The sequence below is a fragment of the Polaribacter sp. 11A2H genome (genome assembly GCF_011379025.1).
Taxonomy (GTDB): domain Bacteria; phylum Bacteroidota; class Bacteroidia; order Flavobacteriales; family Flavobacteriaceae; genus Polaribacter.
This window is the reverse complement of the sequence record NZ_WTLD01000020.1, coordinates 17,922-29,418: the sequence shown is the minus strand read 5'-3', so window position 1 is coordinate 29,418 and position 11,497 is coordinate 17,922. Positions and strand designations below refer to the sequence as shown.

Sequence of the window (11,497 nt, the reverse complement as noted above, 5' to 3'; positions counted from 1 at the left end):
TACTGATTACTGATTACTGATTACTGATTACTGATTACTGATTACTGATTACTGATTACTGAATACTGAATACTGAAAAAGATGCATGTAGATTTACCAGAGAAAAGATATTATAAAATAGGTGAAGTTGCCAAAGCGTTTGAGGTAAATACTTCATTAGTTCGTTTTTGGGAAAAAGAATTTGATATTATTAAACCTAAAAAAAATGCGAAAGGGAATCGTTTGTTTACACAAGACGATATTAAAAACTTTAAGCTCATATTTAACCTTGTAAAAGAACGAGGTTTTACTTTAGAGGGTGCTAAACAAAAGCTAAAGAAAGATCCAGAAGGAATAGTTCAAAACCATGAAATTATTACTAGATTAGAAGGAGTTAAAGCAGAATTGATTAAAATTAAAAATCAATTGTAACATTTCCTTTATCTGTGTGTCTAACTTAATAGTATAGAAGCTAATATTCTTTACAAGCTCAATAATATTAAGTAGTTTTGTAGTACAAAAAATCAATCAAAAAATTAAAATTTAGAAATTATGAAAAAATGGTTAATACCAGTAATAGTAATCCTTGTTATTGTTTTCGGAGTATACAATTGGGGTAAAAACTTTAATAACGAAGCTGTTGTTTTACAGGAAGATGCAAAAACAACTTGGTCTAATGTAGAGAGTTCTTACCAACGTAGAAATGATTTAATTGGTAATCTGATTAAAACAGTACAAGGAGCAGCAGATTTTGAAAGAACTACTTTAACAGAAGTAATTGAAGCAAGAGCTAAAGCAACCTCTGTAAATATAAATGCAGGAGATTTAACAGCAGATAACATGGCGCAATTTCAACAAGCGCAATCTGGCTTAACAGGTGCGTTATCTAAATTATTAGTTTCTGTAGAGCGTTATCCAGAATTAAAAGCGAATCAAAACTTTTTAGAATTACAAAGTCAGTTAGAAGGTACAGAGAACAGAATTAACGTTGCTAGAGATCGTTTTAATGAAGGTGTAAATAATTATAACAAACATATAAAAGTGTTTCCAAATTCTGTGTTAGCAGGAATGTTTAATTTTGATGAAATGGATCGTTATAAAGCAGATGCAGGATCTGAAAATGCACCAGATGTAAACTTTAATTTTAATAATAAAAAAGAATAATATGTCTAAAGTAGAAGCGTTTCTGTCTCCAGAAGAAGAACAAGAAATTATTTCTGCTATTAGAGTTGCAGAGAAAGAAACTTCTGGCGAAATAAGAGTACATATTGAGGCTACCACAGAGAAGAATCATGATGAACGAGCGTTAGAAGTTTTTCATTTGCTAAAAATGAACAACACTAAAGATGCTAATGCAGTGTTGATTTATGTTGCTGTAAAAGACAAGAAATTTGTTATTTATGGTGATAAAGGAATTAACAAAGTGGTGCCAACAGATTTTTGGGATACCACCAAAGATGTAATGCAAAATCATTTTAAAAAAGGTGCTTTTAAACAAGGAATTGTTGACGGAATCTTAAAGGCAGGAAAAGAATTGCAAGCACACTTTCCTTGGCAAATTGATGATGTAGATGAACTTTCTAATGAGATTTCTAAAGGATGATATACAGTAAACAGTATTCAGTAAGTAGTATTCAGTTAGCAGTATTTTTTAGAAAAATTACTTTTTTTATTGCGTTTTTATTCACGTTAAGTGTTTTTTCTCAAGGGTATCAAATACCAGAAATTCCAAAGTTTCAAACCAGTGTTTATGATTATACGAGTTTATTAACCGCTAGTCAAAAAACAAGTTTAGAAAGTAAGTTAATACAGTATTCAGATACTACTTCTACTCAAATTGTAATTGCTATTATTCCATCCACCGAAGGTGAAAATATTAATTATTTAGCTGCCAATTGGGGGGAGAAATGGGGAATAGGTGATGCAGAAAAAGACAATGGTGTTTTAATGTTGTTAGCATTAAATGATCGAAAAATTGCCATTCAAGCTGGTAAAGGAACCGAGCATCTTTTAACTGATTTTCAATCGAAAAGAATTATTGAAAGAGTTATTATTCCAGAGTTTAAAAGAGGAGATTATTATAGCGGTTTAGACAAAGGATCTGATTATATTTTTAAAACCTTAAACGGAGAGTTTGAGGGAACAAGACAAGCAGATGCAGAAGGTTTTGATCCTGGGATCATTATTTTTATCATTATAGTTTTTATCATTTTTATTTTAATTTCTAGAGGAAATAAAAATAATGGAAGCGGTGGTAGAGGTTTTAGAAGCGGATCTATTGCAGGTGCTATTTTAGAAACTATTATTTTAAGTAACGCCGGTAGAGGTGGCGGAAGTTTTGGTGGTGGTTTTGGAAGTTCTTCTGGTGGAGGTAGTTTTGGCGGAGGCGGCTTTGGAGGCGGTTTCGGTGGAGGTAGTTTTGGTGGAGGTGGTGCTTCTGGTGGCTGGTAAATTCCATTTTAATCTTTCCTGTCGGAAGAAAATCTAATTATAAAAAATAAATAACAAACCCTTCAGAATAAAAAAACTGAAGGGTTTTAATATTAAAATAAATTGTATTGTTGATGAAAGTAATAACTGTAATTTTTAGTTTTCTGTCTTTAGTTAGTTGTCAGAATTTTGGTAGTTTAAAACTTATATCAGAATTATCAAAAGACTTAGAAGAGGTTTCTGGTGCAGAAGTAGTTGCCAATTCAGATCTAATTTGGATGCAAAATGACGGTGGAAATAAGCCTAAAATTTATGGTGTTTCTGCTACCGGAAATATTGTTGAAGAGCTCACCATAAAAGAAAAAAACCACGATTGGGAAGACTTAGCGTCAGACGAAGAGGGAAACCTCTATATAGGTGATTTTGGAAACAATGATAGTAAAAGAGAAAACCTTGTTATTTTAAAAGTAAAACATGAAGATTTAACAAGTTCTAAAAAAATAAAAGTAGAGAAAATTAAGTTTTCGTATCCAAATCAAAAGAAATTTCCACCTAAAAAGAAGCAACTGTTTTTTGATGCAGAATCTTTTTTCTATTATAATAATGCGTTTTATGTGTTTACTAAAAGTAGGGTGAAAGATGAATTTGGAAAAACTTCTTTATACAAGATTCCTGCAAAAGAAGGAAAACATGAAGCAACTTTTATTTCTGAATTTAATAATGGCGACAATACAGAAAATTGGATAACTTCTGCAGATATTTCTGATGATGGAAGCAAGGTAGCGTTGTTATCGCCAGCAGCAGTTTTAATTTTTACGGATTATAAAAATGATGATTTTTTATCTGGTAAAGTAACTAAAATTACTTTAAATCACGCTTCTCAAAAAGAAGGAGTTGCTTTTAAAGATAACAATACTTTATATATTACTGACGAAAAAGCTCATGGTGCTGGCGGTAATTTTTATGAGTTAAAGCTTAACTAAGCGGCAAATTTATAAATTAATAAACCCCAACCTAAAACTAAGCATAAACCACCTAGAGGTGTAATTGGACCTAAAAATCTTATTTTTTTATGATTGGCAGATGATAGAACCAAGCCATAAATAGAAAATGAAAATAAAATAATACCAATTATAAAAAAGTTAATAATGTAATTATCTATGGCAATTTGGTCGTTTAACTGAAAACCTAAAATGAGCAATACAATTGCATGATACATTTGGTATTTAACACCTGTTTCAAAACTTTGTAATTGGTCTGTGTTTAGTTTTTTCTTTAGAAGATGTGCACCAAAAGCACCAAAAATTACTGCTGACATTCCAAAAATTGCTCCTGAAATTAATGCTATTTTATCCATATTTGTTAAAAGTTGAATCCTAAATTAAGGGTTGCTCTTACACCATCATCACTATTAAACACAGCCACATTTGCAACTAACATATTTGCAGCGTTAAAGAAAATACCACCTCCAATAGCGGTGTTAAATTTAGTGTTGTTAAACGTTGTATTTTGTTGTCCCCAAACGGTTCCGTAATCAAAACCACCGTAAATACCAATATTTAGAGGTACAATACTTGTTTTAATTTTACTTAAAAGTAAACGAAGGTCTGTAGATTGGTAAAATGAATTTTTCCCTGTAAATCGTTGGTTTCTATAACCTCGTAAACCATCATTTCCACCAATGCTTGCTGCTTGATACAGCTCATAAGAATCTCCAAAATTATAGTGTCCTTTTACCTTTGTAGCCAAAACTAATTTTCCACTAGCAATCAATTTATAATCAAAAGAAATAGCAGGAATTAAATATCCGAAGTGGTTGCTATTTTTTAGGTTAGAGGTATAACCTACTTTTAAAGATGTTTTCATTCCCATTGTTGGAAAAGCACTATTATCTGTGTTTTCAAATTGATAACCGGCCTCTGTATTTATAAATTGTTGATTGTTAAAAATAGCATCGTTTGTAGCAATGGAATCACTTACAAATCTATTAGATGTTTGTTCTACTTTATAATTTTGAAAATTTACACCTACTTTTATTTTTCCATCCAAATCTCCTTTCCATTGTATAAAAGTACCAGCACTCAACTCTTTTATTCTAAGTCTATTGTATTCTTCATCTTTTATTTCATGAGGCGCATTTAGGTTTATAGAGTTGTTTCCTAAACCAAAATAATTCATAGCGAAATTAGGACTTGTAATACGTGCTTTAACACCGAGGTTCCAGTTTTTTATAACGTTTGCAAATTCGCTAGAATAATCAAATTCAAAACCATTAGTTGCAAAATAATAAGATGCATTTAAGGTATGTTGAGAACTAAATGGGTTTCTCTCAAAACCAAAAGAAGTATAGACATTAGACACGCCAATTTTTACACCATCATCTGCATTAAAACCAATGGTTGGAGATATAATAAACTGATTGTTTTTTAGTTTCGTGTAATCATACACGTTGGTTTCGTAATTATCGGTTAACTTTTTACTTCCTTTGTTTGTTATAAAAGTGTTTTTCTTAGATTTAAAATCATACATTTTTACTTTTGTACCATTAATTATATTGTAAATGTCGTTGTTTTGACCACCAATAATTCTAATTTTTATATACTTGTCTGAATTTCCTTTTACCACAAAAGTATCTTTATCATCTAAACCATAAATCCAAATTTCTTTGGTTTCAGACTTATTGTAAGTTCGTTCATGAAAAATAGTTCCTTTTTCTCCTTTTATAATTCGGTATCCAGTTATTTTTGTACTTCCGTTAGAAATTCTTTCAATATCAAACCAATCATCTTTATGAGTACCTTTTATAACTTGAAATTTATTTAGGTGTTGAAAATAAGCATCAGAAATTTTTTGTAAATTCTTTCTTCTACCTTGTAATTTTGTTTTTATTTCTGATACAGTATGATCTCTTACTTCGTTAGGGAAATTAGTAAAAGCATCTTCTATTACGGCATCTGTAAGGTTTGTAGTAATTAACTTTACTTGTGCATTCCAATCGTCTTTACTAGCCGTTGTAATTAATGCCATGTCTAAAGGATAAGGCGATAAATTAAACCATTTTGGACTGCTAATATCTTCTTTGTAGGATTGCATTGCACGTAATGCAGGTATTATTTTTGTGGTAATATTTAATAAAAAACCATCGCCAAAAACAGCAAAAGCTTGGTCTCTATCTCTTGGTACTGGTCTGTAAATTGTCTGTTTACCTTCTTTAAAAACAGCCCATCTCCATTGGTCTTGGTGTCTGTCCCAATCACCAATTAACATGTCGAATAAACGTGCTTTTATGTATGCTTTTTCATCTAAAACATGATGTTCATTTTTACTCAATTTTTTTAATAAATCATCTGTACTAATTATTTCATCAGCAAAACCAAAACTTTCTTTGTCTCCATGACCAGAAGCGGCTCTTTCTTCAATCATGTATAACTCATTACCAAAATCATCATTAAAACTACCTAAACTATTTTGTTTAGGAACATAGTATAAAATAGGATTTGTGTGATACACTCCAACCGCATCAGCCAATTTACCAATAGTAAATGGTGCATACGGATGCGAACCTGTAAAAACATCATTTAATAAACTTTCTGTTGCAGTATTGTTAAATTGCCCTTCTATATATTGGTCTTTAAAAGCGACTGCTTGTAAATATTGTACCGCATTTTTACGCAATGCGCGCATTACATATTCCCTACCTTTTGGATCTTTAAGTCTTAATGATTTAGATTGATGTCCGCCACCTTTTCTAACCGGTTTTAAACCACCAAAAAGAGTATCTAAATCTACCGTTGGAGCAATTACTTCTGTACCAAAATATTTTCTATAACGTTCTCCCCAAAAAAAACGATAAACTCCGCTTTTATCAACTTCTTCTTGTGTATAGATTGCTGCTTTTTTTTCTGTAATTTTAGTGTTCGTAAATGGCTTGAAATTAATGTTTTCGTCAGCAGGTAAAACAGATGTAGTGTACACCACTTTATCATCCTTTACCGTGTAAAAAGCAACATTAGAAGAGCCGTCTTTATAAACATCTAACTTTGCAAAACCTTGCGCTGCATAAGTAAATTTTGCGTTTCCTGTTAATTTTGTAGCCATTGTTTTAGAACCAGAACCACTTACTATTTGAGGTAAATTATCTTCTACAATATATTGTAGGTTGTGGTCATGACCGGATACTAAAATAATTTTATCATTTTCTTGAGAGAGTGTAATAACACGTTTTCTAAGTTCGTTGTATTTTTTATTTTCAATATCGGTATTTGTAAGTCCGGTAGTTTTTCTAAGTAAATTTTTAAGAGAACCTAAAACAGGTAAAGGGCTCATGTGGCTTTTAAAAGAATATTGGCCACCGTGAGAACCGTTTGTAAACATAGGGTGGTGTAATGCTACGATAGTTGTTTTTCCTCTCGCTTTTTTAATCAGTCCTTCAAATTCATCAAAGAATTTTTCTCTTGTTTTAATTTCACAATCATCATTAATTGTTGGATGATTGTCCCAATTTGTTAAATACCATTGTGTATCAACAATAATTAAAATGATGTCATCAGAAATAGTAACTTTTTCTAACGGACAACCATTATTTGGCAAAAAAGCCGATTTTCCTAATGCCTTTTCAACTAATTTCTCTTCTCTTTTTAAGCCATCTAAACCGTGGTACCAATCGTGGTTTCCAGGAATAAATATAGAATTTCCTTTAAATTGTTTGGCAACATTTGTTTGCGCTTCAATTCTTCTTTTTGCTAAAGGATAATTTTTAGAATCTTTATATGGTATGCCGGTTTCATAGACATTATCTCCTAAAAAAAGTAGTGTAGATTCTTCGGATGCATTTTTAATATGCTTTTTCAAATATTTTAAAGCAGGAGAATCTTCAGTTAAAGTAGAGTTGCCTGCATCTCCAATAAGGTAAAAACTATGTGCTATTTTAGAAACTTTTTTTTCTGTTTTATTAGATTGATTTTCTGCAATTTGCATTTCTATGGTTGCGCAGGCAGAAATGGATAAAAAAAGTAAACTGAATACGGAATATTTGAATAGTTTCATAAGTGCTAAAATAACTATTTTAAAATTGATTTTTTATATCGTTGTAAGTCTTCTTTGGTATCTATGTCTAAGAAGTTGGTTGTTATTGTAGAACAAAGAATTTCGTTTTTCTTTTTACTGATGAATTCCTTTGCGCCTTTGTCTCCTTTTATCAGTAATAAATTAGAAAAATACTTTTTAGGAAATATAGCAGGAACACCAAATTTTTTACCGTAGTTAGATGCTATAATGCTGTTTTTATTTTGATTAAATAAATGAATCATATCTTCTATATAAGCAACATTAATGGCTGGTTGATCTGCCAATAAAATAAAAATACCTTCTAAATTGAATTCCTTATTTTTAAGGTATTCAACTCCAGAAACGATGCTAGAACTTAATCCTTCTTCAAAATTGGCGTTCTCAATAAATTGGATGTCCTTAGTCCTTATTTCTGGTTTAATTTTATCCGAATTTGCGCCTAAAACACAAAAAATAGTGGAAGTGTAAACACACTGTATTTTCTCTAAAGTAAGTTCTAAAAGTGTTTTTTCGTTTATTTTCTCTAACTGTTTTATGCTATTCATTCTAGATGATTTACCTGCAGCTAAAACTAAAATAGCAATATTTTTCATAAGTTTAGGTATGTATTTTTCCGGTTAGGTTTCTTAAAGAAAAAGGTTCTTTCTTTCTAATTACCGATAAAATTTCTGCAACAATAGAAACGGCAATTTCCTCAGGAGTTTGGGCACCAATATGCAAGCCTGCTGGGGTATAGATGTTGTCTAAAAATTCATCAGAAATATCTGGAACAAATTCAAAAAGTTCGTTAAATAAACGTTCTCTTCTGTTTGGAGCACCTAAAATACCAATATATTTAGGTTTGGATTCAGATAGTTTTATAACGTATTTTAAGTCTTGTACGTAACTATGATTCATAATTACAATAGCGGTGTTTTCTTCAATTTTTGTAAATTGAATGGTTTCAGGAGAATCTCCAATTACAGAATTTGCTCCTGGAAAATCATTTATTTGCTTAGAGTCTTTTGCGCAAGTTATCACATCAATTTCCCAACCTAATGTAGCAGCTACTTTACAGAGTTTTACAGCATCGTGTTCTCCTCCAATAATTATCAACCTAAAACTTGGTTGTACTATTTGGGAGAAAATTATTTCGTCTTTTTTCTGCTGATAACTAAAAGCTTCAGAAAATGTAAATTGTTTTTTATTGTAAAAAGTAATTACAGAGCCAAAATTACCAAAAGCTTCATTTTCATCGGTAAAGTGGCTTGCAATATGTATGGTTTCTCTTTCAGAATTTGACTTAGTAAAATGATTAAGAAATTCATCAGTAATAAAAAAAGGTTCTATTAAAACATATAAAATACCCTCGCAGCCTAGTTTGTATCTACCATCGTAAGTAATTACTTTTGGTTTGTTATCAGAAAAAACACTTTTTGATCTGTGTTTAATTTCTTTTTCTACACAACCACCACTTACAGCACCTACAGAACTAAAGTCTTCAGAAATTAACATTCTTACACCTGGTTTTCTGTAAGAAGAACCTTCTAAATGTACTACGGTTGCCAATACATTTTTCAATCCCTTTTGTTGATTGATGACTGCCTGATTTATAATTTCTTTAAGTTCGTGATTCATTAATAAAAACTAAAATTTAGGTTAAAATATAAAATTTTTTATGATTCTTTTAAAGTACACTAAAAATACGTGTCATTTTTGTATTTATAAAATGAATAGAAACTTAAAAAGAATAGCCAATAGCAAAGTTAAAAACGGGTTCGTCTGCTCTAAAATCCCAACGTTTATTTTCTTCTAAAGAAGGATCATGAAATGGTGCAGCCAAATCTAAACGGATTACAAATCCTTGTACATCTATGCGCAAACCAAAACCTGCTCCCATACCTAACTCATTTATAAAGTTAGACGTAAATTTATCTCTAATTGTACCATCTGCATCGTTAAAATCTGAATTAGAAACGGTATTCCAAACATTACCTGCATCTGCAAAAACCGCTCCTTTTAAAATAGAGTAAATAGGAAAACGATATTCTAAATTTGCTTCTAAACGAACATTACCTGTTTTGTCAAAGAATGAACTTGTACTTTTTGTAGTGTCATCATTATAAGTTCCAGGGCCTAAAGATCTAATATTAAATGCTCTTACGCTATAAGGTCCGCCTGCATAATATTGTTTTACAAATGGTATTACATCAGAATTTCCGTAAGCATATCCATAACCAGCAAAAAATCTGGTAGCAATTGTTTGTTCTTTTTTAGAACCAAAATTATAATGATATCTTAGATCTAGATCTGCTTTTGCATATTGTGCATATTCTAAGCCTAAAAATTTATTAGTTTCACCTGTTTTTTTATCAAACAAACTAATAGAATTACCAGCAACATCTAGTGTAGATTGTAAGAAAAATTGATGTTCTTTTTCTGAATTCAACATTTCATTATAGGTAAAAGAAAATGTAAGTCCGCTTATAAATTGTTGGTCAAAACTGCTTTGTAAAAACGAATTATTATCTAAAATTTCTTGAAATTCGTCTGTAGTATTAGATAAACGTGTGTAGTTTATAGAAATAGGGTTAAATTCGTATGTAATGTATTTATTTGCATTCCAGGTGTACCCAAAAATACCGGTACCAGATAAAAGTGTATATAGTTGACTTCTTTTTAAATAGGTTGCACTTAAGCTGGTTTTGGTTTTGGGAATAGAATAATCAAAATAATCTTTATTAATCTTAAAAGGAGTAATAACTCTTGGGAAAATAAGTTCGCTTTTTAGGCCTAATTCTAAACTGCTTAAACCAGAGCTACCACTAGCAATTTGCGTTTCATACCCAATATTTGTGCTAATATTTAATGTTTCGCCTCCTTTAAATAAGTTTCTGTTACTGTAGGTTAAAGACAATTCTGGCCCTGCAAAATTATTAGATTTTGTAACGGCTTGTAGTTCTACACGTAGTGCTCGCTTTGTTAATGGTGATAAAAAAATATTGGCTTCTAAACTACCAATTGTATCTGTAATTGAGTCTTTTAATTCTTTATATTGAATATTAACAAACTTATATACACCTATGGAAGAAAGTCTTCTGGCAGTGTTTTTAGAAGCAGATGGGTTAAATCTTTCTCCTTCTTTTAAAGTGATAAATTCATCTAAATATTTTGATTTAAAATAAACCGAATCTTGATAATAGTTTTTATCATTAAAACGACTACTGCTTACTTCTGTAGAGTCACCCAAATTATAGTTAGGGTAAATATTGATGTTTTTAACTTGATAAGGAACGGTCGATTTTTTAGGAACGTTTGCTTTTAATTTTAAAAACAAATCATATTTTTTACTATTGTTTTTATACTGATTAGTGTCGGCTTCAAAAAGTAAAAACTCTGGATTAAAATTATAATAACCATTGTTTTTTAACGCCGCATCTAACCGAAGTCTTTCTAATTTTAAACTTCCTAAATCGAAACGCTTATTTTTTTGAAAAGGGTTGGTTGTGGTTAACCTTTTTATCTCGTTATAAATTGGAGAAACCATACTATCTATTTGATAGGTAGCCATTTTATAAGGAGCAGGAACTTTTAAATTATAAACAATAGCTGCTTCTTTCTTTTTTTCTTTAAAGTTAGCATCTATGGTACTGTAGAAAAAACCATAATTTTCTAATTTGTTTCTTAAAATATTTTCATTCTCCAAAACATTAATATCTGATTGATAGACAGGTTTTTGTCCTATTTTTTTATACAACCACTTACTTAAAAAACTAGGTTTTTCTTGCTCATTTTTATAGTAATAATATAACCCAAGATGCATACCTAAAAACTTTGTATTGTGTTTAGGACTTAATACAGTAACCAAATCGTCTTGTAGTTCTTTTACCTTTTCTACGGTAGAATCGGCTTTCATAACAATGCTAGCTCCAGTGTACAAACGTTTGTTTTCTGGAATGTATTTTTTAATACTACAACCGTAAATAAAAACGAATAGTACTATTAAAAAGAGCTGTTTTTTATAGGATGCTTTCAAAATTTA

The 11,497-nt window shown here is 30.5% G+C and carries 10 protein-coding genes; 5 read left to right on the top strand and 5 right to left on the bottom strand.

Annotation, left to right across the window (positions count from 1 at the left end):
• Positions 1-81 precede the first annotated feature (81 nt).
• The 5 genes from GQS58_RS16280 (at position 82) to GQS58_RS16260 (ending at position 3,392) form a co-directional block, all read left to right on the top strand.
• Complete coding sequence (locus GQS58_RS16280) at positions 82-411, top strand: MerR family transcriptional regulator (RefSeq protein ID WP_166387849.1); 330 nt, start codon at positions 82-84, stop codon at positions 409-411.
• 120 nt (positions 412-531) lie between these two features.
• Entirely contained in the window at positions 532-1,143 is a 612-nt protein-coding gene (locus GQS58_RS16275) for a LemA family protein (RefSeq protein WP_166387847.1), read from the top strand.
• Position 1,144: 1 nt separating this feature from the next.
• Positions 1,145-1,582: a TPM domain-containing protein gene (locus GQS58_RS16270; RefSeq protein WP_166387845.1), complete on the top strand. Its 438-nt coding sequence runs from the start codon at positions 1,145-1,147 to the stop codon at positions 1,580-1,582.
• Positions 1,579-2,430 (top strand): TPM domain-containing protein, encoded by an 852-nt coding sequence (locus tag GQS58_RS16265; protein ID WP_166387843.1) that lies wholly within the window; start codon positions 1,579-1,581, stop codon positions 2,428-2,430. The genes GQS58_RS16270 and GQS58_RS16265 overlap by 4 nt, the downstream gene beginning before the upstream one ends.
• 113 nt (positions 2,431-2,543) lie before the next feature.
• On the top strand, positions 2,544-3,392 hold the full coding sequence (locus GQS58_RS16260) for a hypothetical protein (protein ID WP_240914647.1): 849 nt from the start codon (positions 2,544-2,546) through the stop codon (positions 3,390-3,392).
• Here GQS58_RS16260 and GQS58_RS16255 read toward each other — a convergent pair.
• The 5 genes from GQS58_RS16255 to GQS58_RS16235 all read right to left on the bottom strand — a co-directional run bounded on the left by GQS58_RS16255 (position 3,389) and on the right by GQS58_RS16235 (position 11,491).
• Positions 3,389-3,766 carry a DUF423 domain-containing protein gene (locus tag GQS58_RS16255; RefSeq protein WP_166387841.1) on the bottom strand — a complete coding sequence of 126 codons (378 nt, stop codon included), beginning with the start codon at positions 3,764-3,766 and terminating at the stop codon, positions 3,389-3,391. The genes GQS58_RS16260 and GQS58_RS16255 overlap by 4 nt on opposite strands.
• Before the next feature lie 5 nt (positions 3,767-3,771).
• Positions 3,772-7,455, bottom strand: coding sequence for a metallophosphoesterase (locus GQS58_RS16250; protein ID WP_166387839.1), 3,684 nt, complete (start codon positions 7,453-7,455; stop codon positions 3,772-3,774).
• Positions 7,456-7,469: 14 nt separating this feature from the next.
• Positions 7,470-8,069 carry an NTP transferase domain-containing protein gene (locus GQS58_RS16245; RefSeq protein WP_166387837.1) on the bottom strand — a complete coding sequence of 200 codons (600 nt, stop codon included), beginning with the start codon at positions 8,067-8,069 and terminating at the stop codon, positions 7,470-7,472.
• A gap of 4 nt (positions 8,070-8,073) precedes the next feature.
• Entirely contained in the window at positions 8,074-9,093 is a 1,020-nt protein-coding gene (locus tag GQS58_RS16240) for an XdhC family protein (protein WP_166387836.1), read from the bottom strand.
• A gap of 103 nt (positions 9,094-9,196) precedes the next feature.
• The gene (locus GQS58_RS16235; RefSeq protein WP_240914646.1) at positions 9,197-11,491 is read right to left on the bottom strand and encodes a BamA/TamA family outer membrane protein; all 2,295 of its coding nucleotides are present in this window, start codon (positions 11,489-11,491) and stop codon (positions 9,197-9,199) included.
• Positions 11,492-11,497 lie beyond the last annotated feature (6 nt).

Excerpts from the sequence above, each read along its gene's own strand:
- GQS58_RS16275 (WP_166387847.1), top strand. The coding sequence starts at position 532 with ATGAAAAAATGGTTAATACCAGTAATAGTAATCCTTGTTATTGTTTTC.
- GQS58_RS16270 (WP_166387845.1), top strand. The coding sequence starts at position 1,145 with ATGTCTAAAGTAGAAGCGTTTCTGTCTCCAGAAGAAGAACAAGAAATT.
- GQS58_RS16265 (WP_166387843.1), top strand. The coding sequence starts at position 1,579 with ATGATATACAGTAAACAGTATTCAGTAAGTAGTATTCAGTTAGCAGTA.
- GQS58_RS16260 (WP_240914647.1), top strand. The coding sequence starts at position 2,544 with ATGAAAGTAATAACTGTAATTTTTAGTTTTCTGTCTTTAGTTAGTTGT.
- GQS58_RS16250 (WP_166387839.1), bottom strand. The coding sequence starts at position 7,455 with ATGAAACTATTCAAATATTCCGTATTCAGTTTACTTTTTTTATCCATT.
- GQS58_RS16245 (WP_166387837.1), bottom strand. The coding sequence starts at position 8,069 with ATGAAAAATATTGCTATTTTAGTTTTAGCTGCAGGTAAATCATCTAGA.
- GQS58_RS16280 (WP_166387849.1), top strand. The coding sequence starts at position 82 with ATGCATGTAGATTTACCAGAGAAAAGATATTATAAAATAGGTGAAGTT.
- GQS58_RS16255 (WP_166387841.1), bottom strand. The coding sequence starts at position 3,766 with ATGGATAAAATAGCATTAATTTCAGGAGCAATTTTTGGAATGTCAGCA.
- GQS58_RS16240 (WP_166387836.1), bottom strand. The coding sequence starts at position 9,093 with ATGAATCACGAACTTAAAGAAATTATAAATCAGGCAGTCATCAATCAA.